General features: G+C 65.3%; 16 protein-coding genes. 2 read left to right on the top strand and 14 right to left on the bottom strand.

The genetic code is table 11. From position 1 onward, the window contains the following. Positions 1-2 precede the first annotated feature (2 nt). The 14 genes from AC5P8R_RS13025 to ndk form a co-directional block, all read right to left on the bottom strand. Positions 3-5,273, bottom strand: coding sequence for a DEAD/DEAH box helicase (locus AC5P8R_RS13025; RefSeq protein ID WP_495223502.1), 5,271 nt, complete (start codon positions 5,271-5,273; stop codon positions 3-5). Between the two features lie 403 nt (positions 5,274-5,676). Then, the gene (gene guaA / locus AC5P8R_RS13020) at positions 5,677-7,242 is read right to left on the bottom strand and encodes a glutamine-hydrolyzing GMP synthase (protein ID WP_164077649.1); all 1,566 of its coding nucleotides are present in this window, start codon (positions 7,240-7,242) and stop codon (positions 5,677-5,679) included. Then, positions 7,239-7,718, bottom strand: coding sequence for a hypothetical protein (locus AC5P8R_RS13015; RefSeq protein WP_164077652.1), 480 nt, complete (start codon positions 7,716-7,718; stop codon positions 7,239-7,241). The genes guaA and AC5P8R_RS13015 overlap by 4 nt, the downstream gene beginning before the upstream one ends. 107 nt (positions 7,719-7,825) lie before the next feature. Next, the gene (gene guaB, locus AC5P8R_RS13010) at positions 7,826-9,283 is read right to left on the bottom strand and encodes an IMP dehydrogenase (RefSeq protein WP_032958143.1); all 1,458 of its coding nucleotides are present in this window, start codon (positions 9,281-9,283) and stop codon (positions 7,826-7,828) included. Between the two features lie 292 nt (positions 9,284-9,575). Continuing rightward, positions 9,576-10,454, bottom strand: a complete 879-nt coding sequence (gene folD / locus AC5P8R_RS13005; protein ID WP_005416247.1) for a bifunctional methylenetetrahydrofolate dehydrogenase/methenyltetrahydrofolate cyclohydrolase FolD — start codon at positions 10,452-10,454, stop codon at positions 9,576-9,578. Positions 10,455-10,631: 177 nt separating this feature from the next. Then, entirely contained in the window at positions 10,632-12,464 is a 1,833-nt protein-coding gene (locus tag AC5P8R_RS13000) for a monovalent cation:proton antiporter-2 (CPA2) family protein (protein WP_180835768.1), read from the bottom strand. Positions 12,465-12,807: 343 nt separating this feature from the next. After that, the gene (moeB, locus tag AC5P8R_RS12995) at positions 12,808-13,944 is read right to left on the bottom strand and encodes a molybdopterin-synthase adenylyltransferase MoeB (protein WP_180835769.1); all 1,137 of its coding nucleotides are present in this window, start codon (positions 13,942-13,944) and stop codon (positions 12,808-12,810) included. Between the two features lie 202 nt (positions 13,945-14,146). After that, complete coding sequence (gene der, locus AC5P8R_RS12990; RefSeq protein ID WP_495223501.1) at positions 14,147-15,544, bottom strand: ribosome biogenesis GTPase Der; 1,398 nt, start codon at positions 15,542-15,544, stop codon at positions 14,147-14,149. A gap of 17 nt (positions 15,545-15,561) precedes the next feature. Beyond that, positions 15,562-16,770, bottom strand: coding sequence for an outer membrane protein assembly factor BamB (bamB, locus tag AC5P8R_RS12985; protein ID WP_014036904.1), 1,209 nt, complete (start codon positions 16,768-16,770; stop codon positions 15,562-15,564). Beyond that, positions 16,770-17,408, bottom strand: coding sequence for a YfgM family protein (locus AC5P8R_RS12980; RefSeq protein ID WP_032960761.1), 639 nt, complete (start codon positions 17,406-17,408; stop codon positions 16,770-16,772). Before AC5P8R_RS12980 ends, bamB begins: the two co-directional genes overlap by 1 nt. A 64-nt stretch (positions 17,409-17,472) precedes the next feature. Next, positions 17,473-18,345 carry a RodZ domain-containing protein gene (locus tag AC5P8R_RS12975; protein ID WP_032960759.1) on the bottom strand — a complete coding sequence of 291 codons (873 nt, stop codon included), beginning with the start codon at positions 18,343-18,345 and terminating at the stop codon, positions 17,473-17,475. An 18-nt stretch (positions 18,346-18,363) separates the two neighbouring features. After that, positions 18,364-19,149 carry a type IV pilus biogenesis/stability protein PilW gene (gene pilW, locus AC5P8R_RS12970; RefSeq protein ID WP_495223500.1) on the bottom strand — a complete coding sequence of 262 codons (786 nt, stop codon included), beginning with the start codon at positions 19,147-19,149 and terminating at the stop codon, positions 18,364-18,366. Continuing rightward, positions 19,136-20,341 carry a dual-specificity RNA methyltransferase RlmN gene (gene rlmN, locus AC5P8R_RS12965; RefSeq protein ID WP_005409296.1) on the bottom strand — a complete coding sequence of 402 codons (1,206 nt, stop codon included), beginning with the start codon at positions 20,339-20,341 and terminating at the stop codon, positions 19,136-19,138. Before rlmN ends, pilW begins: the two co-directional genes overlap by 14 nt. 10 nt (positions 20,342-20,351) lie before the next feature. Further along, a complete protein-coding gene (ndk, locus tag AC5P8R_RS12960) occupies positions 20,352-20,777 on the bottom strand; it encodes a nucleoside-diphosphate kinase (RefSeq protein ID WP_005409295.1) in 426 nt (141 codons plus the stop codon). Between the two features lie 364 nt (positions 20,778-21,141). Between ndk and AC5P8R_RS12955 the strand changes: the two genes are divergently transcribed. Together AC5P8R_RS12955 and AC5P8R_RS12950 are read left to right on the top strand one after the other, a co-directional pair. Then, positions 21,142-21,795: a TetR/AcrR family transcriptional regulator gene (locus tag AC5P8R_RS12955; RefSeq protein ID WP_014646856.1), complete on the top strand. Its 654-nt coding sequence runs from the start codon at positions 21,142-21,144 to the stop codon at positions 21,793-21,795. A 39-nt stretch (positions 21,796-21,834) separates the two neighbouring features. Further along, entirely contained in the window at positions 21,835-24,207 is a 2,373-nt protein-coding gene (locus tag AC5P8R_RS12950; protein WP_495223499.1) for a 3-hydroxyacyl-CoA dehydrogenase/enoyl-CoA hydratase family protein, read from the top strand. Positions 24,208-24,261 lie beyond the last annotated feature (54 nt).

Raw genomic sequence — 24,261 nt, 5'->3', positions numbered from 1 at the left:
CTTTATTCCTTGGAACCGAACACATCGGCGTGCGCGGCGAATTGTTGTGGCCAGCGTGAAGCGTCCGAAAAATCGAGCACCTGCCAGCCTTTGTCCTGCAATACGCTGGTGGTCTGATCATCCACAGCGGACAGAAACACCAAAGCACGAGATGCCTTGTACTGGGCCGCCGCAGTGGCTACGCCATTGTTGACGGACACGTTGACCGCATCAGGTTGCGCGCCCCCGGCCTGGCGGAGTGCGGACAGCCAGGCGTCGAGGGGCTCGTTTGCTGTTGTTGAGGTAACGGTAGTCGGGCTGCTCGTTACGGGCTGCACCTGGGCATTGGCCAGCGCAACCAACAGCTTCAGCGCATCCGCATTGCGGCGGTTGATGTGTTCGTGATCCGGCTGGTTGAAGTAGGACAGCAAGCACTGATAGCAGCCGGCTTCACACTGATGATTGCCAAGTGCATCGGTCTGTTCCAGCGACGGCAGATCTTCCAGCGTCCAAATGCCGCTCTGCGGTTTGCGATAGTGAATCAGTTGCAGGGCATTGCTGGCTACGAGAGCAAGGTCGTCGCGATTGTTTGCCAGGCGAGTGAGCACACCTGCACCGCCTTCCGCAGCTTCGTAGAACAGCAAGGCGCGGCGCTCGTCGGACTTCGGCAGTGGCTCGACCACCAGTTCGGATTCCTCGATCTGGAAGGTCATTTCGATGCCGCGCTTGAGCGCGGCCTGCAAAGTGGCCATGGCCTCCAGAGGCAAGGCATGTACGGGAGCGAAGATCAGCAGATTGCGATGATCTTCCACAAAGGGAACGATGCGTTGGTTGGGCAACTTCTCCAGCAAAGCATCGTCACTGCCCTTGTCGTCCTCCGCATCCGGTGCATCCTGCTTGCTCCAGGTGCCCGTGATAGGGTTGATGTAGAAGCCCAGTTGCTCCTTGTCCTTGCGCCTGCGCCAGCCGCGATTGATGCGCCAGATTTGCGCAGCGGGCGCGTAGGTGAGCTCGCCTAGCACGTCCTCGCCTTGCTGGATCGTAGCCTTCTGCTGCTGGATACGGCCATCGGGGCCGGGCAGGAAGCGGTAGGTGGTTTGCAGCTCGAAGCCCTGACGCTGGCGTTCCTCGTCGTTGATGGAAATGCGCTCGGTGGCCACGGTCTCCACGGTTTCGATGCGGTAGAGCTCGCGCACCCAATCGTGCTCGGTGAGCAAGGCGTCGCAGTTCTCGCAGCGATTGACCAGCGGCTGTTCGCCGCCCGGCTCGCCGAGATGACCGTAGCCGCATTGGCTGCACACCAACGAGGCAATGGTGGCCAACTGGCTGTTGCCGGAAATGTGGTCTGTATTGCCTACGTTGAGTTTGGCACGCACCACGCGGTACATGCGACCCTGGTGATAAATGAGGCTGCGGGGGCCGAATTCGGACAGGGCCAGGAAGCGCGGCCGGCTGACCATGCTGCCTTCGTCATCCTTGCCATTGACGGCCTGGCCGCCACGGGCGGGAATCCAGGCCATCAGCGGCAGGCGCGGGAAGTTGTAGCCTGGCAAAAAGCCTTGGCTGGCCAAGTAGCGATAGGTGTAGAAATCATTGTTCTGGCCGTTGCCGGACTTGAGCAATACGGCGTACTGGCGCGCGGCGTCGCCGTAGCGGCGCTGGGCATTTTGGCGCTCCATGTGCGAGGCGGTATGGCTCTTGACGATGCGATCGGCCATATCCATTTGCTGGCGGGTGGCATCGAACAGCACGCGCCAGCGCTCCAGCGCCCCAGAGAACGCCTGCGCCGCGTTGTCGATGACCTGACGCACATAGTCAGGCGTGAACCAGGCGCTGCCTTCAAGCTCGCCCTCAAGCTGGTTGATGACCCGGTCGGCACTGGCCAAGGCCCGCTGCTGGACAGCCTGCGCCCGCAGTGCTTCGTGCAAGGGCTGTTTCAGTGGTTTACCGGGCTGGTCGAGATCCAGCATCGGCGCAATGCTGTCGTCCAGCGGCACCTGGGTACTGGCAAGCCAGACCGCTTGCAGGTGGCTGTCGATGAGATCACGGTTGCTCAGATCGAGGGTTGGCGCGCGCACGACGCCATGCACCATTTGCTCAGCATTGTGGAAGAACCACTGGTCATGCGGACTGAGCGCCGCGCAATAGGTGATGACCAGCGCCTGCTGACCCGAGCGACCGGCACGGCCGCTGCGCTGGGCGTAGTTGGCGGGGGTCGGCGGCACATTACGCAAGTACACGGTGTTGAGCGCGGAGATATCCACGCCCAGCTCCATCGTGGGGGAGCAGAACATCACCGGCAGCCGCTCCAACGGCGCTTCGTGGGCCGGGTTCTGCGCCCAATCCTGCCTGTCTTTTTCGGTGTAACGAAAGCGCTGCTCCAGCAGTTGCCGGCGTGGCGCATCCACCTGGGCCGTGTGTTCCTGGGCCTCGAAGTCGAACAGCGGATGCGAGGGCTGGCGCAGCAGGTCGGCAATGCCGAGATACAGGGTGCGGAAATACTGATTGATTCGATTGCTATCAGTTTGCGGCTGATCGGCAATCAGGCACCAGTCCAGAGCAGCCGCGTTCAAGCGCCAGCCTGCGAGCTGGGCGTCGATAGGTTGGCGCTGCACATAGCCATAGTCCTTGGCGGACTCCAGCAGCGCTTCGATCAGCTTAGTCCACTCGACATCTTTCCATTGCGCGACCTCGCTGGCGCAGGCGCTGTTGCGCCAGAAGGCGGCCGTCTTTATTTGCCGTAGCAGACGGGAGCGTGGACCACCTGTCACCAAGTCGGTGCGCGGCTTGCCCTTGTATTCCGGGCGCTTGCCGAGGATGAGATAGCGGCCGGTATCGAGTTTCTCGTCGGGAGCGAAGGCCCAACGCTCATTCAAGTAGGTGTGGGCACTGGTGCGTGCCTTGTCCTGCTCGACCGGGTCGAGGTAACGACTTTCCAGGCACAGATGGCGGCGCAAGGCGTCGAACAGTAGTTCGAACAAAACTGTCCGCTGCACTGCCGTCAATTTGGTCAAGGTGCTGTTTGCAGCAAAGATGCTGGCGTCAGCGCAAAAGGCATCTAGGTCTCGATACCGAATCTGCAATAGGCCGAGTTGATCCAGATTCGGATTATTGAAGCGCCAGCCACGCCGCAGATCACGCAGTAGCCGGTAAGCGATGATGAAGCGCAATGTGCGTTGCGCTTCTTGTCGGGCCAGTCCCATGAGCTTGGGGGTGCGCAGATACTCCACCAAGGTCGCTTCATCGACCCCTTGAAAGCCGAGGGCCTTGAATACGCTTTCGGCCAAGTGTTCTTCATCGAGTTGGCCGCCGCTGCCTTGCAGTGCGCCGATCAAGCCGGCACGCAGCGTCAGCAGGAAAATGAAGTCGTTGAAATGTCCCGCCTGCAGAGCGGCATCCTGGCGGTTGTCGGTAAACCCAAGCAACTTGCGTGGGTCAGGCTGCCCTGGCGCAGGTTCGGAAAGTGCAAACAATTGCTGCAAGGCCGCCAGGGCAATCATGGTCGTGGCCGAAGAGCGGCCTTCGCCGGACAGGCTGGAGAGGCGGTTGGCATCCTTGCCGTGGGCTTCGTGTGTCGTGCCGCAGTTCAGGCAGAAGCGGAACTTTCCCGGAATGAACCAGAACTCCGTCCCCGAGCCCGATTGCCCTTTGGCATCGACCGTGACCATATAAGGAACGGCATTCTTGTAGGCTGGCTTGATTTTGGGTTCGTTACGGCTGAGGTCGATCCAGGTTTCCGGCAGGTCTTCGAGCAGGCCGCCGTATTGCTGCCCGGGCACCAGAGGACACAGAAAGCCATAGCTGGCGTCGTCTTCTGCCGCGATATCGTCGATCTCACGTGAGCTGAAGCTGAGCGGTTGCTGTGCGTGCCAGACAGGTAGGTACTCCTGGCCGCAATCGCGGCAGAAGTGCGTCGGGTAAAGCAGCACATTCTCTTGCTGTCGCCCCGGCGCGAAACGCTGAGCATCGAGCGTGACATGGCGCTTACCTCGCGCCTCCAGCGTGGTGAGCACCTTGCCGGGACCGCTGATGAACTGGTGCAGCTTGAACGCGAAAGGCGGCCTGCCCTGGGGCGTGCGCACATCATGGGCAGCCACTAGAAAGCGCTGCAGGGCGGTGCGAGCGGCTTCCGGCTGGCAACCCGCGTCTTCGGCGAGACGGCGGCTGGCCTCTTCCAACATCATGGGTCTCGCCCGCCTGGGAGGCTCGTCGGCAGGTAGTTCGATACCCAGGTTCAATTCCACCCAGATGGATAACGGGTCATTGCGAAAGGCGTCGAAGTCAGCCCAGATATCCTGCTTTCGCGTAACGGCCGCCGGTAGTTCTGTACGGATGGCGTTGACGTCCTTGAGCGGGTTGGTGACGCGCTCCAAGGTCTCGCCGATGACGTCATGCTCGCTGATCTGGGTGCCAAAAAGTTTGCTAGCCACATCGGCCACCACGCGGTTGCGGTCGGCTTGGCTACCTGTGCTGGACATGGTGGCCGAGGTACCGATGCAGACCAGTTGCTCGGCTTTCAAGCGCTCTCGCAGGCGCCGCACTAGCAAGGCAACGTCCGCCCCTTGACGGCCACGATAGGTATGCAACTCATCCAGCACCAGGAACTCAAGTCCCTCGCAGTGTTCCACCACACGCCGATCCACTTCGTCGAAGCGCGTGAGGATGTACTCCAGCATCATGAAGTTAGTGAGCAGGATATCGGGCGGGTCATCCGCGATGGCGCTGCGTTCCGCCTTGCTTTCCTGGCCGGTGTAGCGCTTGAGGGTGAAGGGACGACGCTCTGGCGCATAGCCATGCAGAAACTTGTCGAGTTCTTCCAGCTGGCTGTTGGCCAGAGCATTCATCGGATAGATGACAATGGCCCTGGTACGTGCTTTGCCATCGGATTGTTTGGCCTTGAGAATGCGGTCGATGATCGGGATGAAAAAGGACAGGGACTTCCCCGACCCCGTTCCGGTCGTGACCACATAGCTTTGGCGTTCCTGGCCTTTGGCCAAGGCTTCCATCTGGTGCTTGTAAAGATGCAGGGGTTCTGGCGAACCTTCAGACTTCCCGACCTGGAAGATCTCTGCGCAAGCAGCATGCAAAATCCCCTGTGCCGCCAGGTTCTGCACCGTGCCTTGGCGTTGGTAATTCGGGTTGATCTGCACCAGCGGCTCAGGCCAATAGCGACCTTGCGCATATTGATGTTCGACCTCGGCTTGGATATCAGGCGCAGCGATGCGAACGAAACTGCGGGAAAAGCTGCCGTATCGTTCGATAAGCTGGTCGCGGAACTGGAAAACGTTATCCATGGAGAGTCCTCACTGATCCATCTTGTGGCCAACCGCCAGAACCACTGCACTGACGGAAGTGCCTGCTGCGATGCGCTTCCTCTTCGTACGCCGCACCCCGTCCCTACCCTTCAGCCGGCCAGATGACTCTATGCATACCAATGCCGCGCTATGGCACGGACCTATAAGGGCTTCGGCTGACCGCGCAGTGTAAATGCGGTAATCATAGCCATTAAATGCGGCATTTCCCACGCAAATGCCCCATTAGCGGCGTCGTCTGCCCCCCCACTCTGAACCTTGGCCCGGTCGCAGGTGGCCAGCATGACTGACTGGGGATGATCGGCGGCAATCAGCTCAAGCGTGCGCCATGCAGGAGCACTTGACAAACAACAAGGGCGCCTCTCGGCGCCCTCGTTCTTTCAACTCATTCCCACTCAATAGTAGCCGGCGGCTTCCCCGAGATGTCATAGACCACCCGCGACACCCCCCGCAACTCATTGATGATCCGGTTGCTCACCGTCCCCAGGAACTCATACGGCAGATGCGCCCAGTGCGCCGTCATGAAGTCAATCGTCTCCACGGCCCGCAGCGCAATCACCCACTCATAAGCCCGCGCGTCACCCACCACGCCCACCGACTTCACCGGCAGAAACACGGCAAACGCCTGGCTGGTCTTGTCGTACAGGTCGGCCTTGCGCAGCTCGTCGATGAAGATGGCATCGGCCTTGGCAAGCAGCTCGGCGTATTCGCGCTTCACTTCGCCCAGGATACGCACGCCCAGGCCCGGGCCCGGGAACGGATGGCGGTAGACCATGGTGCGCGGCAGGCCCAGCTCGACGCCCAGGCGGCGTACTTCGTCCTTGAACAGCTCGCGCAGCGGCTCCACCAGGCCCAGCTTCATGTGCTCCGGCAGGCCGCCCACGTTGTGGTGGCTCTTGATCACATGCGCCTTGCCGGTCTTGCTGCCGGCCGACTCGATCACGTCCGGGTAGATGGTGCCCTGCGCCAGCCACTTGGCGTTCTTCAGCTTGTTCGATTCTTCGTCGAAGATCTCAACGAACAGGTTGCCGATGATCTTGCGCTTGGCTTCCGGGTCGCTCACGCCTTCCAGCGCGCTGAAGTAACGGTGGGCGGCATTCACGCGCACAACCTTCACGCCCATGTGCTCGGCGAACATCGCCATCACCTGGTCGCCTTCCTGCCAGCGCAGCAGGCCGGTATCCACGAACACGCAGGTCAGCTTGTCGCCGATGGCCTTGTGCAGCAGCGCCGCCACGACGGACGAATCGACGCCGCCGGACAGGCCCAGGATCACTTCGTCATCGCCCACCTGTTCGCGCACGCGGGCGATCTGGTCGTCGATGATGTTGGCGGCGGTCCACAGGGTCTGGCAGCCGCACACATCCACCACGAAGCGGCGCAGCAGCGCCTGGCCCTGCAGGGTGTGGGTCACTTCCGGGTGGAACTGCACGCCGTACCAGCGCTTTTCCTCGTTGGCCATGGCGGCCACCGGAATGCGGTCGGTGGTGGCGGTGATGGTGAAGCCCGGCGGCGCAACGGAGACGTGGTCGCCGTGGCTCATCCAGACATTCAGCTTCGGCTCGCCGCCGTGGTCGCTCAGGCCCTTGAACAGTGCATCGGGGTTGATCACGTTCACTTCGGCGTGGCCGAACTCGCGCTGGTCTGCGGCTTCGGTGGCACCGCCCAGCTGCGCGGCCAGGGTCTGCATGCCGTAGCAGATGCCGAAGATCGGCAGGCCGCTGTCGAACACTTCCTGCGGCGCGGCCGGGGCGCCCGGCAGCGTGGTCGATTCCGGGCCACCGGACAGGATGATGCCCTTGGCGCCGAACGCAGCGATCTCGGCCGGATTGTGGTCCCACGCCCAGATTTCGCAGTAGACGCCCAGCTCGCGGATGCGGCGGGCGATCAGCTGCGTGTACTGCGCGCCGAAATCGAGGATGAGGATCTTGTCGTTATGGATATTGGTCATGGTGCCGTTCCAGTGGTGTTTTTCGCAGCGCCTGGCGCTTCAAGGCTCTGCGTCAGCGTGGCGATGAACGCCTCGCGTTGTTGAATATGTGAGGGGTCTTCCTCGTCCCAGCGCAGCATCAGCAGGCCGTGCGGTGCGTTAGGGTTGGCGCGGTCGGCGCGCGGCAGTTCGGCGATTTCCTGCACTTCGGTGCCGGGCACGATGCGCCGTTGAAAGGCGTGCATCGGGTAGCCGGAATCCACGGCGTTGCCCCAGAACGCGGACTGTACGCTCATCCGTTTCGGCTCCAGCGGCCCCAGCTCGGCGGTGACCACAGGATCTTCAAGCCTGTCACCCAGATCGGTAACGCACCGCAGGATGACCTGCAGCGGGCGCTCGCCAGTGCCTTTCAGCAGCCAGCGCTGCTCGCCAGCGGCCTGCACCTGCCAGCCCTTCGGCAGCGAGAACGCGTTCTGGCACGCCTGTACGTCCTGCAATTGCGAAACCGCCGCGCCCGGAGACCCGGAGCGCGGCGGCGGTTCGGACAACGAACAGCCTGCCATCAGCAGGCTACCCGTAATCGCAAGAGCAGTTCGCAAGCGCATCAGGCGCGGTAGTTCGGCGGCTCTTTGGTGATGGTCACGTCGTGGACGTGGCTCTCACGCTGGCCGGCGCCGCTGATCTTCACGAACTTGGGCTTGCTGCGCATCTCGTCGATGGTGGCGCAGCCCACGTAGCCCATGGTGGCGCGCAGGCCGCCCATCAGCTGGTGGATGATGCCGCCCACCGGGCCGCGGTACGGCACGCGGCCTTCGATGCCTTCCGGCACCAGCTTGTCGGCGGTGGCGGCGTCCTGGAAGTAGCGGTCCTTCGACCCCTTCTCCATGGCAGCCAGCGAACCCATGCCGCGGTAGCTCTTGTACGAACGACCCTGGTACAGCTCGGTCTCGCCCGGCGATTCCTCGGTACCGGCCAGCAGGCCACCGACCATGATGGTCGAGGCACCGGCGGCCAGCGCCTTGCCGATGTCGCCCGAGTAGCGGATGCCACCGTCGGCGATCAGCGGGATACGGTCCTGCAGGGCTTCGGCCACCAGGTCGATGGCGGTGACCTGCGGCACGCCGACGCCGGCGACGACGCGGGTGGTGCAGATCGAGCCCGGGCCGATGCCGACCTTGACTGCGTCCGCGCCGCTGTCCAGCAGCGCCAGTGCGGCTTCGCCGGTGCAGATGTTGCCACCGATGACCTGCACGTTCGGGAAGTTCTTCTTGACCCAGCTGACGCGGTCCAGCACGCCCTGCGAGTGGCCGTGCGCGGTATCGACCACGATCACGTCCACGCCGGCGGCGACCAGCGCTTCCACGCGGCGATCAGTATCGCCACCCACGCCGACGGCAGCGCCGACCAGCAGGCGGGTTGACAGATCCTTGGCAGCGTTGGGGAAGTCGGTGTTCTTCTGGATGTCCTTGACGGTAATCAGGCCACGCAGTTCGAACGAGTCATTGACCACCAGCACCTTTTCGATGCGGTTGCGGTGCAGCAGCTGCAGCACTTCATCAGACGCGGCGCCTTCCTTGACCGTGATCAGGCGATCCTTCTTGGTCATGATGTGGCGGACCGGGTCGTCCAGCTCGGTCTCGAAGCGCATGTCGCGGTGAGTCACGATGCCGGCCAGCTGGCCGTCGCTGCCCACCACCGGCACGCCGGAGATGTTGTGCGCCTGGGTCAGGGCCAGCACGTCGCGGATGGTGGTTTCCGGGCCGACGGTGATCGGGTCGCGGATGACACCTGCCTCGAACTTCTTGACCTTGGCCACTTCCGCGGCCTGCTGTTCCAGGCTGAGATTCTTGTGGATGATGCCCATGCCGCCGAGCTGGGCCATGGCGATGGCCAGGCGGGCTTCGGTGACGGTATCCATCGCGGCGGACAGGATCGGAAGCTTCAGCTTCAGGTCGCGAGTCAACCGCGTTTCGAGGTTGACGTCCTTGGGCAGGATGGTCGAGTGGGCGGGGACGAGCGAGACGTCGTCGTAAGTGAGTGCTTCAGCCTGGATGCGCAGCATCGGCATACCCGAGATGTGGGGAAGCGCGACATTTTACCCTGTTTTCGCGCCGCGTGGCAGGGGGTAGATGCGACGCAGTGTCGCGCGGGCGGCGATTGGTTCAGGGCGACGGACCGGGGCCACGCGCCGCTTGGGAACCCCCACGGAACCGCCTTTGGTAGGTGCCAACCTTGGTTGGCACGATCCGTCCGGCACCGGCACCCCAGATGGGCCGATGGCCCCGATGGATGTGTGCCAACCAAGGTTGGCACCTACCAGGAGCGGGTCAACGGTCGGCACCCACCCAAAATGGTCAGCTCAGCGCTTCCGCCGCTTCCAGGGTGTTCTGCATCAACGTGGCCACGGTCATCGGGCCCACGCCACCCGGCACCGGGGTGATCCAGCTCGCCCGCTGGGCGGCGGCCTCAAACCCGACGTCGCCCACCAGGCGGCCGTCGTCCAACCGGTTGATGCCGACGTCGATCACCACCGCGCCCGGCTTCACCCACTCGCCCGGCACGATGCCCGGGCGGCCCACCGCCACCACCAGGATGTCGGCGTTGCGCACGGCCTGTTCCAGCACGTCCTTGGGGGTGAACTTGTGGCAGCTGGTCACGGTGCAGCCGGCGATCAGCAGCTCCAGGCCCATCGGGCGGCCGACATGGTTGCTCACGCCCACGATGGTGGCGTTGCGGCCGCGTACCGGCTGGTCGGTGTGGCCCAGCAGCGTGGTGATGCCACGCGGGGTGCACGGGCGCAGGCCGAACTCGCGCAGGGCCAGGTGGCCGACGTTTTCCGGGTGGAAGCCGTCCACGTCCTTGCGCGGGTCGATGCGCTGGATCAGCCGGCGCGCATCGGGGATGCCCGGCAGGGGCAGCTGGATCAGGATGCCGTTGATCTTCGGATCGGCGTTGAGCTGGTCGATCAGGTCGAGCAGCTCGGCCTCGGTGGTACCGGCCGGCAGGTCGTAGTCATGCGCTTCGATGCCGACCTTCTCGGCGGCACGGCGCTTGTTGCGCACGTACACGGTCGAGGCCGGGTCGCCACCGACCAGCACCACGGCCAGGCCCGGGCGGCTGCCACCGGCGGCCACGCGGGCGTCGACGCGCACCTTCAGGCTGTCGAGCAGGTCCTCGGCGATGCGGCGGCCATCAAGGATGCGGGCAGGATGCGGGGCGGCGGAATCAGTCATCGGGGGCAGGCGTGGGGCGGCGGGGACGCTATTGTCCCTGATTCAGGCCCCCTCGCCCACCGCAGGATGGGGTCCTGACGGGGTCGGATCCCTTTGCCACAGGCAAAGGGCTCTGACCCCAGCACGACGTAGCGGGTCAGAGCCCTTTCCGCTGGAAAGGGATCCGACCCGCAAACGTTATTCTTCCTCTTCCGGCACGTCCTGCGGGTTCAACGTCTTGCTTGCCCGCTTCGGCGCGGTGAACGGCGTCGGCGTCGGCACGCCCTGGGCTGAATTGCCGAACACCATCTTGGCGCCGGCATTCAAGCCACCACCGGCAATCTCCAGCTCGAAACGCTCGGCATCGCGGCGACGGATCTGCTCGGCAATCTCCACCGCGTCGTCTTCATCCGCACCCAGTTCCACCAGCGCGGCCTGGCCGAACAACACCGCCGATTCAAACGTCTCGCGGATCTGGAAATCGACGCCGGCATGGATCAGCCGCAGCGAATGTTCGCGGTCGAACGAGCGCACCATCAGCTTGGCCTGCGGGAACTCGTGCGACACCAGTTCGACGATGCGGTCGGCGGCCTCGGCCTTGTCCACGCACACCGCAATCGCACGCGCGGTGGCCGCGCCCGAGGCATGAAGCACGTCCAGTCGCGTACCGTCGCCGTAGTAGATCTTGAAACCGAAGCGCGCGGCGCTCTGGATCATCTCCACGTCGTTGTCGATGATGGTCACGTCCACGTCGCGCGCCAGCAGCGACTGGCTGGCGACCTGGCCGAAGCGGCCGAAGCCGATCAGCAGCACACTGCCGGACAGACCCTCGGCCTCGTCCACGCCGTCCATGTTCACCGTCGGCTTCGGCGCGATGCGCTTGTAGACCAGCACCACCAGCGGGGTCAGCGCCATCGACAACACCACCACGGCGGTGAAGTTGGCATTGATCTCCAGGTTGATCACACCGGCCGATGCCGCGGCAGAGAACAGCACGAAGGCGAACTCGCCGCCCTGCGCCATCAGCACGCCGCGGTCCAGCGCCTGCGCGTGGTCGCTACCCATGATGCGCGCCACCACGTAGATGCACAGCGCCTTGGCGACCATCAACGCCAGCACCAGGCCGAGGATCAGCTGCCAGTTGCCAGCCACCACGCCCAGGTCCAGCGCCATGCCCACGCTGAGGAAGAACAGGCCCAGCAGGATGCCGCGGAACGGCTCGATATCCGCTTCGATCTGGTGGCGGAAGGTCGACTCGCTCAGCAGCACGCCGGCCAGGAACGCGCCCATCGCCATCGACAGGCCGGACAGCTGCATCAGCAGCGCAGCGCCAAGCACCACCAGCAGCGCGGCGGCGGTCATCACCTCGCGCGCCTTCGATTCGGCCAACACGCGGAACAGCGGATTGAGCAGGAAACGGCCGACCAGCACCAGGCCGACGATGGCGCCGACGCCGATCGCTACCGACAGCCAGCGCGAGCCCTCGCCGTCGGCACTGCCCGCGCTCGGGCCCATCCAGGCCACCAGCGCCAGCAACGGCACGATCAGCAGGTCTTCGAACAGCAGGATCGAAACGATCTTCTGCCCCGACGGCAGTGCGATGTCGCCACGCTCGGCCAGCAACTGCATCACCACCGCGGTGGAGGTCAGCACAAAGCCGGTGGCGCCGATGAAGGCCACCTGCCACGGCAGGCCGAACAGCTTGGCGATGCTGGTCAGCACCACCGCACAGGTGACGATCTGCAGCGTGCCCAGCCCAAAGATCTCCTTGCGCAGGCTCCACAGGTGGGAGGGCCGCATCTCCAGGCCGATCACGAACAGGAACATCACCACGCCGAGTTCGGCGGTATGCAGGATGGCCTGCGGGTCGGAGAACCAGCCCAGCCCGAACGGCCCGATCGCCAGGCCAGCGGCGAAGTAGCCCAGCACCGAGCCCAGGCCGGCCCGACGGAACAAAGGCACCATCACCACCGCCGCGCCCAACAGGGCGACGACCTTGACCAGCTCGCTGGTCGCTGCTTCTACCGCCATGCGGTGTGTTCCCCAAGATCCAGAATCGGGTTCAACAATAGAGCAATGCCGATGACGGCAATAGCACGCATGTTGCGCCGGATTGTCTTGGAGATGGAACGATACCGGGAGTGACCCCCAGCATCATCCCGAAACCATGCATCCGCGTCGGTGGGTGCCAACCTTGGTTGGCACAACCACAACCTGTAGAGCCGAGCCCACGCTCGGCTGCTCTTCGTGCCGAGGCCAGAAGCAGCCGAGCATGGGCTCGGCTCTACAGTAGATCCACGCCATGCGTGGATGAATCCCCGGCCAGGTTCCCCGCCGTGGATCCACGCCATGCGTGGATGACGCCCGGCCGGGTTCACCCACCCCGGCAGAACGCGGCGTAATCGATATATCCCGGGAACGGCACGCCCGGCGCGCACACCGGGCACTGCGGGTCCGGCCGGATGCCGGTCTCACGAAATCGCATGCCCAGCGCGTCGAAGCGCAGCAGGCGGCCAACCAGCGGCTCACCGATGCCCAGCAGCAGCTTCAGCACCTCGGTGGCCTGCAGCACACCCGCCAGGCCGGGCAGCACACCCAGCACACCGGCCTCGGAACAGTTCGGCGCGAATTCCGGCGGCGGCGGCTCGGGGAACAGGCAGCGGTAGCACGGCGCCACGCCACGCTGGCGGCCAGCGTCAAACACGCTTACCTGGCCGTCAAAGCGCTCGATGGCGGCATACACCAGCGGCGTGGCGTGCTTGATGCAGGCGTCGTTGAGCAGGTAGCGCAGCGGGAAGTTGTCCGAGCCATCCAGCACCACGTCCACGCCCTCCAGCAGCGCATCCACGTTCTCGGAAGTGACCCGCTCAGGCACCGCCTCGACGTCGATCGACGGGTTCAACGCCAGCAGCCGCTCGCGCGCCGAATCGACCTTGAACTGGCCGACGCTGGCTTCGGTATGCACGATCTGGCGGTGCAGGTTGCTGCGCTCCACGCGGTCGTGGTCGGCGAAGCGCAGGTGCCCTACCCCGGCGGCGGCCAGGTAGAACCCAGCCGGTGCGCCCAGCCCACCCGCGCCCAGCACCAGCACGCGCGACTGCTGCAGCCGGCGCTGGCCGGCCTCGCCCACCTGCGGCAGCAGCAGGTGGCGCGAATAGCGATCAAAGAAGTCACGGTCGGCAGCACTGGCCAGCGGCTGCACCAGCGGCAGCGACTGCTCGCGCCAGGCCACGGTGCCGCCCGTCACGGAAGCGACGCGGGTGTAGCCGGCCTCCAGCAGGGACTGCGCGGCATCGGCCGAGCGCTTGCCACTCTGGCAGATCAGCAGGATTTCCTGGTCGTGCCGCGGCAGGTGTGCGACCGGGTCGGCCTGCAGCTCGCCCTTGGCCACGCCGCGCGCGCCCTCGGCCATGCCGCCGGCCCGTTCGTGTGCCTCGCGCACATCGATCAGCACCGCGCCATGGGCCAGGCGCTCGCGTGCCTGCGCGGGGGAAAGCTCTTGGATGCTCATGGCCGCATTATCGCGCACGTGGCGGCAGGCCGCCTTGACCAGCATCTGTAGAGCCGAGCCTATGCTCGGCTCTACGGGTCCACCGCAGGCCTGCGGTAGCGCCCGCCCTGCACCCGGGGTCAGATCCCTTTTCCGGAGGAAATGGGATCTGACCCCATTCTCCGCAACGAAAAAGGCGGCCCTGCGGCCGCCTTCTCGTGAATCACTTGCCCTTGACGTGCTTCATCAAGCGCCGCTTGGCCTTGACCTGCCGCTCGGTGAGGACGTTCTTCTTGCCCTCGTACGGGTTGGCACCCTCGCGGAAGATGAAGCTCACCGGCGTGCCTATCAGCTTGAAGCGCTTGCGGAAGAAGTTCTCCAGGTAGCGCTTGTACGACTCCTGCAGTTCCTTCAGGCGGGTGCCGTGCACGATGAAGGTCGGCGGGTTGGAACCGGCCGGATGCACGTAACGCAGCTTGGAGACATGGCCGCGGATGGTCGGCGGCGGATTGGTCTCGTAGGCCACTTCCAGCGCCTTGTTCACTTCGCTGGTGGTGAAGGTCTTGTTCGCCGATTCGTGCGCGCGGTGCACCGCGCGGAACAGCTCACGCAGGCCCGAACCATGCTTGGCCGAGATGCGCACCGACTCGGCCCACGGCACGAAGCCCAGCTTCAGCGACAGCATGGTTTCGGCCTGCTCACGCTGGTACTCGGTCAGGCCATCCCACTTGTTGATGGCGATCACCAGTGCGCGGCCGGCGTCGAGCACGGCACCGAGCACGGTGGCGTCCTGGTCGGTCACGCCTTCGGTGGCGTCGAGCATCAGCACGGCCACCTGGCACTGCTCGATCGACTGCATGGTCTTGACCACCGAGAACTTCTCGACGACCTCGTCCACGCGCGACCGACGGCGCAGGCCGGCGGTATCGATCAGGCGGTACTCGCGGCCATCACGCTCCAGGTCCACCGCGATCGAGTCGCGGGTGGTGCCCGGCACGTCGGAGGCGATCATGCGCTCCTCGCCGAGGATGCGGTTGACCAGGGTCGACTTGCCCACGTTCGGGCGGCCGACGAAGGCGATGCGGATGCGGTTCGGATCGTTGTCCAGCTCTTCGCCGCTGCCTTCTTCCGGCAGGCGCTGGATCACTTCGTCCAGCAGGTCGTCCAGGCCCTGGCGATGCGCGGCCGACACGGTCAGCATCTCGCCGAAGCCGTAACGGGCGAACTCCGAACGCACGGTGTCCTCGTCGGTGCCGTCGATCTTGTTGATCAGCAGCAGCGTCGGGCGCGACAGCTTGCGCAGCCAGGCCAGGATCTCGTCGTCCATCGCCGAGGTACCCTCACGGGCGTCGACCACGAACAGGATCAGGTCGGCTTCCGCCGCAGCGGCGCGGGCCTGGCGGGTGGTAGCCCCTGCCAGACCCTCTTCCTCTTCCGCGATACCGCCGGTGTCGACGACGAGGAAATGATTGTCCTCGTCCAGCCGGCAGACACCGTAGTTGCGGTCGCGGGTGACGCCGGGCTGGTCATGGACCAGCGCGTCACGGGTGCGGGTAAGCGCATTGAAAATAGTCGACTTGCCGACATTCGGCCGTCCAACCAGGGCGACCAAAGGCAGCATCGCGATTACTCCAATTTTTAATTTGCCAACCGGAAGGCGGTCAGCTTGCCATCAACGTTCTGCACCAGCAGCACCCCGTCTGCGACGACCGGCTGGGCCAGCAGGGCGTCGCCGCCACTTTTTGCCCGTGCCGCCATCGCACCATCGGACGCCTGCAACCAGTGCACGTATCCCTTGTAGTCGCCGACCACCACGTAGTCGCCGTGCAGCGCCGGGCCGGTCAGCGAACGACGGGCCAGCGCGGTCTGCGACCACATGGCCGCGCCGCTGGCCTTGTCCAGGCCGAACACGCCGCCCTTGTTGTCGGTGACGAACACATTGCCCGACGACACCGCCACGCCACCGGCACCGCCATGGTCGCGCGCCCACAGCGGGCGACCGGTCGGGCCTTCGATGGCCATGGTCTGGTTCTTGAAGCTGCTCACGTAGAGGGTGTTGCCCTCCAGCACCGGAGCGCCGTCGACGTCGGCCATACGCTCCAGCTCGGTGCGGCCTTCGCCGTTGCCGAGGTTCTGTTCCCACAGCGTGCGGCCATCCTGCTGGGCCAGGGCCGCAACCGCGCCCTCGTCCTTGCCGATGAACAGCACGCCCGGGCCGGTCACCACCGGCGCGTTGCCACGCACGGTCAGCGCCGGCAGCTCGCTCGGGTTGAACCACTTCTGGGTGCCGTTGCCGGCATCGAAGCCGGTAACGCGGCCGTCGTTGCTGCGCACGTAGACCATGCCCTGGGCAACGGCCGGCGCGGCGATGACTTCACCCGGAACACGGGCGCGCCACTTCTCGCTGCCATCGTTGATATCCAGCGCGATGACCTGGCCATCCAGCGTGCCGATCACGACCAGGTTCTCACCGACACCCGGGCCGCCGGACAGGCGCAGCTTGGCCTTCTTCTTTTCCTTCTTCGGCTCCCAGGTCCAGACCTTCTTGCCGGTCTGCAGGTCGATGGCGTGCACGCCACCGGTGATCGCCGCAGCGAACACGTGGCCGTTGGCCACTGCCGGGCCCTGGCGCACGCCGATGCGGCGCTCGCCCTTGCCGAGGTTGACCGACCAGGCCTTGCTGACCTTCAGGGTCGGCTCGAACTTGACCAGCTCAGCCGGTTCCTGTGCCTTCTTCGCGGCCGCGTCCTTGCCGGCGAACCAGCCCTTCATGGTGCTGCAGCCGGTCAGGGCCATGCCCATCAGGAGCACGGTGGCGACGCGGGTGATCATGACCTTCTGACTCATCAAACCGACTCCGCAGGGGCGGCGACGGTGCCGCCGGCGTCCATAACCTTGGTTTCCAGCAGGCGCCGCTGCGGCGCTGCCACGTCCAGCGTCTTCAGCGCCTTCTCGTACTGTGCACGGGCGTCATCGCGCTTGCCCTGCGCCATCAGCGCATCGCCATGGATTTCCAGGCTGCTGCTGTCGGTGGCGCTGCCCAGCAGCTTGATGGCCTCGTCGCTCTTGCCGGTGGCCACCAGCAGGCGGGCCACACGCTGGTCGACCACGCGCTGCAGGTCACCTTCGACCTTCACATTGCGCAGGGTTGCCAGTGCCTCTTCATTCTTGCCGGCGTCGACCTGGGCCTTGGCCAGCTGCAGCGCCGCGAGGTCGCCGTAGATGCTGGACGGGCCGGCTTCGAGCGCCTTGACCGCCTTGGCGGCGTCGTCAAGCTTGTTCTGCTGCAGGCCCTGCAGGGCCTTCTGGTACTCGACATTGGCCGAGGCCAGCTTGCCGCCCTGATCCTTCTGGTACCACTGCCAGCCGGCAATGGCACCGATGGCGATGACTACGCCACCGAGGATGCTGGCGCCATTCTTCCGCAGCCAGCTGCGGACGCGTTCACTTTGTTCGTGCTCGTCGAGCAGATCGTCGATCGCCATGCGTACTCTCGCCCCGCCCGTCGGGAGGGACCATTGGGATTATCGAAGGTGGTGAAACCGCGCCTCAGTGCGAAACCGGGACAACGGAGCCTTCAGAGGATACCTGAAAGCGTGCCACGTTGGCTCGCTGGTAGGGGGTCAGATCGACGATAGCGCCGTTCTGCTGAACCTGGACCGCCGAGGCGTTGCCCAGGGTCACCCGGGTCACCTGGCCCGGCGTGAAGCTGCGGGTCTCGCCGGACCTGATCAGCGCCTTCTCGACGGTGCTGCCGTCCGGGCCGCCGATGTCGACCCAGCTGTCGCCGCTGAACTGCATTTCCAGCGCGTTGCCGGCAGCCGCCGGAGCCGGCGCCGGGCGCGGCACCGGGGCCAGCGAGGCCACGTACGGGGTGGCCGCGGGCTTGCTGGCCGGGGCAGTGGCCGCTTCGGCCGGCGCGACAGCCTCGGCACCGGCCGTGGACGGGGTGACCGGCACGGCGGCCGGGATCACATCCAGCGAGGCGGTGCTCGGCGACGGGGTCGCGCTGCCGTCGAAGTGGCCACGGGTGGCGAACCACACCGGCACCGCCAGCACGGCGGTGATGCCGACATACAGCACGCGCCGGCCGAGGTTCTCGGCGATGCGGCGCGCACGCGGGGTATGGGTATGGCTGACCAGGGTGGGCGGAACCACCGGGCCGACCTGGGCCTGTTCCAGCAGCTGGCCGACATCCACGTCGAGCAGGCGCGCATAGCTGCGCAGCTGGCCACGCACGAACACCGGCGCCCCCAGCTTCTGCCATTGTTCCTCTTCCAGCGACTTGACCACCTGGACCGGCATGCGCAGGCGCGAGCCGACATCTTCGAGGGTCAGTCCGGCCGCTTCGCGGGCCTGGCGCAGGCGGGTGCCGCAGCCGGCCGCAGTCTCGAGAGCGCTCACAGTCTGGTCATCAATCACAATGCATCAACCCTGGAGTTAGGAGCCCGCGTCCTGCGGAAATTCCTGTCGAATCCGCTGCAGATAACGATCAGATGCCGCCCGATCGCCCAGCTTCACTTCGATTTGAGACGCAAGTTGTAACACGGAACGCGTTGCGGGTGCAGCCGCAATCCTACGTTCGGCGAAGGCCCGGGCCTCCATGTAGCGGCCCTGGCGGTAGCTCAGCTGGGCCATCGACTCCAGCGCGACCGGGTTGGCCGGGGCCGCCACGAGCGCCGCACGCAGGTCACGTTCGGCACGTTCAAGCTGGCCCGCATCCAGTGCGCAGCTGCCGGCATTGGCCTGGGCTTCGCCCGGGGTGGCATAGCCCGGCGCCTGCAACGCGCGGTCGAACCAGACCAGCGATTCGGCCGGCTGGCCCTGCTGGCACAGCCAGGCACCGTAGTTGTTGAGCACGTCGCCGCGCTGCGGCGCCAGTTCGGCGGCCTGGCGGAAGTTCTCACCGGCCTGGCGGGTGCGGCCACGACGGTCATCGATGCCGGCCTGGAGCACCAGCGCATCGGGCGCCTCGGGCGCCAGCTTCAGTGCTTCGCGCACCTTGCGCTCGGCGGCATCGAGATTGCCGACCTGCATGTCGCGGGTCGCCAGCGTCAACAGGTCGCGCCAGCGCACTTCGCGCCGCACGCTTTCCGGGTCACCCACCGAATAGACCGGCGCCTGGCTCGGACCGAGCTTGGCCTTGGGATGGGATTTGCAGCCGCCGACCGCAACGGCCAGCACGCCTGCGAGAAGCGCCAGCCAGAGGCGGTCAGGCCGCGGCATCGCTCCCCTTCCCCGCCTGCAGCGTCTTGTTGAACTCCGCCTGGCGGCGGGTGCGGTCCATCACCTGGCCCTTGAGCTGGCCACAGGCGGCGTCGATGTCGTCGCCACGGGTGCGGCGGACCATGGTCAGCACGTTGCTGTCGAGCAGGATCTTCTGGAAGGCGCGGATGTGCGCTTCTTCCGAACGCTCGTATCGGGTGCCCGGGAACGGATTGAAGGGAATCAGGTTGACCTTGCCCGAATCCTTGGCCTGCACCGCGTTGTCGAACTGGCGCATCAGGCGGGCCAATTCGCGGGCATGCTCGGGCTTGTCGTTGATGCCCTTCATCAGGGTGTATTCGAAGGTGACCGATTCGCGGCGCTTGTTGGCGCGCAGGTAGCGTGCGCACGAGGCCATCAGCTCGGCGATCGGGTACTTCTTGTTGAGCGGCACCAGGGTTTCGCGCAGCGCATCGTTCGGCGCATGCAGCGACACTGCCAGCGACACGTCGCTCTCGGCGGACAAGCGGTCGATCTGCGGCACCAGGCCGGAGGTCGACAGGGTCACGCGCTTGTTGGCCAGGCCGTAGCCCAGGTCGTCGCGCATCACGCTCATGGCGCGCACGACGTTGTCGAAATTCATCAGCGGCTCGCCCATACCCATCATCACCACATTGGTGAGGCGGCGCATCTGGTGCGGCACGTTGCCCAGGTGGCGCGCGGCAACCCACACCTGGCCGATGATCTCGGCGGTGGTCAGGTTGCGGTTGAAGCCCTGGGTGGCGGTGGAGCAGAACGTGCAGTTCAGGCCGCAACCGACCTGCGAGGACACGCACAGCGTGCCGCGGGTCTTGTCCGGGATGTACACGGTCTCGATGGCGTTCTTGCCATCCACGCCCATCGCCAGCAGCCACTTGTGGGTGCCGTCGGCGGAGGGCTTGTCGAACACGATGTTCGGAACCAGCACCTCGGCATGGGCCTGCAGCTTGGCGCGCAGGACCTTGCCGAGGTCGGTCATTTCATCGAAATCGGTGACGTAGCGATGGTGGATCCACTTCATCACCTGATGGGCACGGAACTTCTTCTCGCCGAGAACCTCGACGAAGAACTTCTCCAGGCCCGCGCGATCGAGGTCGAGCAGGTTCTGCTTGCCAGCCGTGGGTGCCGACTTCGGCAGCGGCTGGATGGCGGGGGACTGTACGACCTCGTTCACGGCATTACTCTCAGCGCGAAACGACTTCGGTGGCGGCGAAGAAGTAGGCGATTTCAATCGCGGCATTCTCGACCGAGTCCGAGCCGTGGGCGGCGTTGGCATCGATGGATTCGGCGAAGTCGGCGCGGATGGTGCCCGGCGCGGCTTCCTTCGGGTTGGTGGCGCCCAGCAGGTCGCGGTGGGCCAGGACGGCGTTCTCGCCTTCCAGGGCCTGGATCATCACCGGGCCGGAGATCATGAATTCGACCAGCGCGTTGAAGAACGGACGCTCGCGGTGCACGGCGTAGAAGCCTTCGGCTTCACGGCGCGACAGCTGCTTGTACTTGGCGGCCACGACCTTCAGGCCGGCCTTCTCGAAGCGGGCGTAGATTTCGCCGATGACGTTCTTGGCAACGGCGTCCGGCTTGATGATCGAAAGGGTGCGCTCCAGCGCCATGGGATGTCTCCAATGGAATCGGGCCGCTGATGGCCCGAAGGGTAACATGAAAAAAACCCGCGTCGGGACGCGGGCTTAGCCTGATAAACGTAGGCGAATTGTAAAAGATAAAGCGGCGGCATGGTAGTGCCGACCGCCGGCCGGCAAACCCTCATGGCAGGCAGGGGTCAGATCTCCACAGGGGCTCTGACCCCATTCCGGTCCAGTGTCGGGGTCGGAGCCCCTGCGGGGATCCGACCCCTACCCCATTCACCCAGCTGAGTGGATTCTGACCGTCCGGGCCATTTTTGCTGCACTGCAAAATGCCATACGCTACCGTCTGGTCCTAGTATCAAACAATCGTTTGATTAAGGTCCGCCCGCCGATGGCCAAACCCGCCCACTTCTCGACCAAGGACCGCATTCTCGGCGCGGCCGAGGAGCTGTTCGCACAGCACGGCTTCGCCGGCACTTCGCTGCGCCAGGTGACCAGCCAGGCCGACGTCAACATCGCAGCGGTCAACTACCACTTCGGCTCCAAGGAAAACCTGGTCAACGAGGTGTTCCGCCGCCGCATGGACGAGATGACCGGCGCCCGCCTGTCGCAGCTCGAACGCGCCCGCAGCGAACACCCCGGGCAGCTGCGCCCGGTGCTGGCCGCCTTCGTCGAGCCGGCATTGGCGCTGGCCCAGGACCGCCAGAACGGCGGTGCCTTCGTGCGCGTGATCGCCCGCGCCTACGCCGAGAAGAACGACAACCTGCGCAAGTTCCTGTCCGACCACTACGGCCACGTGCTGCGTGCGTTCGGCAAGGCCATCGGCGAGTGCGTACCCGACCTGAGCAAGGAAGAGCTGTACTGGCGCCTGGATTTCCTGGCCGGCTCGCTCACCTATGCCATGGCCGACTTCGGGCTGATCAAGCGTCCCGCCGGTGTCACTGAAGCGGCGCATCGTGCCCATGCCGCCCACGAACTGATCCATTTCGCCGAAGCCGGGTTCCGCGCCGCCGCTCGCGCCAGCGCCCTGCCCGCTTCCCTTTGATTCCACCCAGTAACTGCTGACCAACAAAGGCCCTACACCATGTCCAATTCCCTGCTAGTCCGCCGCGCCGCCGTGCTGGGTGCCGGCGTCATGGGTGCCCAGATCGCTGCCCACCTCACCAACGCTGGCGTCGACACCGTGCTGTTCGACCTGCCCGCCAAGGAGGGTCCGGCCGACGGCATCGTGCTGAAGGCAATCGCCAACCTGGGCAAGCTGAGCCCGGCACCGCTGGCCAGCAAGTCGCTGGCCGAAGCCATCACTCCGGCCAACTACGAGTCCGGCCTGGAGCAGCTGAAGGACTGCGACCTGATCATCGAGGCCATCGCCGAGCGCATGGACTGGAAGCAGGACCTGTACAAGAAGATCGCGCCGTTCGTGGCCGACCACGCGGTGCTGGCCTCCAACACCTCGGGCCTGGGCATCAACAAGCTGGCCGACGTGCTGCCCGAGCAGCTGCGCCACCGCTTCTGCGGCGTGCACTTCTTCAACCCGCCGCGCTACATGCACCTGGCCGAGCTGATCCCGGCCACCACCACCGACGCCGCCGTGCTGGAAGGCCTGGAAGAGTTCCTGGTCACCACCCTGGGCAAGGGCGTGGTGTACGCCAAGGACACCCCGAACTTCATCGGCAACCGCATCGGCGTGTTCTCGATCCTGTCCACCATCCACCACACCCAGCAGTTCGGCCTGGGCTTCGATGAAGTGGACGGCCTGACCGGTCCGCTGGTCGGCCGCCCGAAGTCGGCCACCTACCGCACCTCCGACGTGGTCGGCCTGGACACCATGGCCCACGTCATCAAGACCATGGGCGACACCCTGCCGAATGACCCGTGGCATGAATTCTTCAAGTCGCCGAAGTGGCTGGACGCGCTGATTTCCAAGGGCGCGCTGGGCCAGAAGACCGGTGCCGGCATCTTCCGCAAGGTCGGCAAGGACATCGTGGTGCTGGACCTGGAGAAGCAGGACTACCGTCCGGCCGATCGCGCTGCCGCGCCGGAAGTGGTCGAGATCCTGAAGATCAGGAACCCGGCCGAGAAGTTCGCCAAGCTGCGCGAGAGCCAGCACCCGCAGGCGCAGTTCCTGTGGGCGACCTTCCGCGACCTGTTCCACTACAGCGCCTACCACCTGGCCGACATCGCCGAGACCGCGCGCGACGTCGACCTGGCCATCCGCTGGGGCTACGGCTGGTCGCTGGGCCCGTTCGAGACCTGGCAGGCTGCCGGCTGGAAGCAGGTCGCACAGTGGATCGCCGATGACATCGTGGCCGGCAAGAGCATGAGCAGCGCGCCGCTGCCGGACTGGGTGTTCGATGGCCGCGATGGCGTGCACGCCGCCGAGGGCAGCTACAGCCCGTCGCGCAACGCCAAGCTGCCGCGCTCGTCGCTGCCGGTGTACCAGCGCCAGCGTTTCCCGGATCCGCTGCTGGGCGAAACGTTCGCGCCGGGCGAGACCGTGTTCGAGAACGACGGCCTGCGCATGTGGCACGACGGTGATGGCATCGCCGTGGTCAGCTTCAAGACCAAGATGAACACCGTGTCCGACCAGGTGCTGGACGGCCTGCAGGAATGCGTGAGCCGCGCCGAGAAGGACTTCCAGGGCCTGGTGATCTGGCAGCAGAAGGAACCCTTCTCCGCCGGTGCCGACCTGGCCGGCGCGCTGGGCCTGCTGCAGGCCGGCAGGGTCGACCAGTTCGAAGAAATGGTTGCCAACTTCCAGCGCACCAGCCAGCGCATCAAGTACTCGCTGGTGCCAGTGGTGGCTGCCGTGCGCGGCCTGGCCCTGGGTGGCGGCTGCGAGTTCCAGATGCACAGCGCCAAGACCGTGGCCTTCCTGGAAAGCTACATCGGCCTGGTCGAGGCCGGCGTCGGCCTGCTGCCGGCCGGTGGTGGCCTGAAGGAACTGGCCGTGCGCGCCTCGCAGGCCGCGGGCCCGGGCGGCGACGTGTTCGCCGAACTGAAGAAGACCTTCGAGACCGTGGCGATGGCGAAGGTGTCCAACTCGGCGGTCAACGCCAAGGAACTGGGCCTGCTGCGCAGCACCGACAAGGTGGTGTTCAACAGCTACGAGGCCCTGCACATCGCCAAGGCCGAAGCACGCGCCCTGGCCGAAGCGGGTTACCGCCCGCCGCTGCCGGCACGCCGCATCCAGGTGGCCGGTGACGTGGGTATCGCCACCTTCAAGATGATGCTGGTCAACATGCTGGAAGGCCGCTTCATCAGCCCGTACGACTACGAGATCGCCGAGCGCATCGCTACCGTGCTGTGCGGTGGCAAGGTCGACCGCGGCACCCTGGTCGACGAAGAGTGGCTGCTGACCCTGGAGCGCAAGCACTTCGTCGAACTGGCCCAGCAGGAAAAGACCCAGGCCCGCATCGCGCACATGCTGAAGACCGGCAAGCCGCTGCGTAACTGATCGCCCATCCCTGCTTCCGGTGGGTGCCGACCGTTGGTCGGCACTCCGGCTAAA

This window comes from Stenotrophomonas sp. YJH_SMC_73 (genome assembly GCF_059370155.1).
Note: the sequence above shows the minus strand (reverse complement) of the source record. Positions and strands in the feature narration are given on the sequence as shown.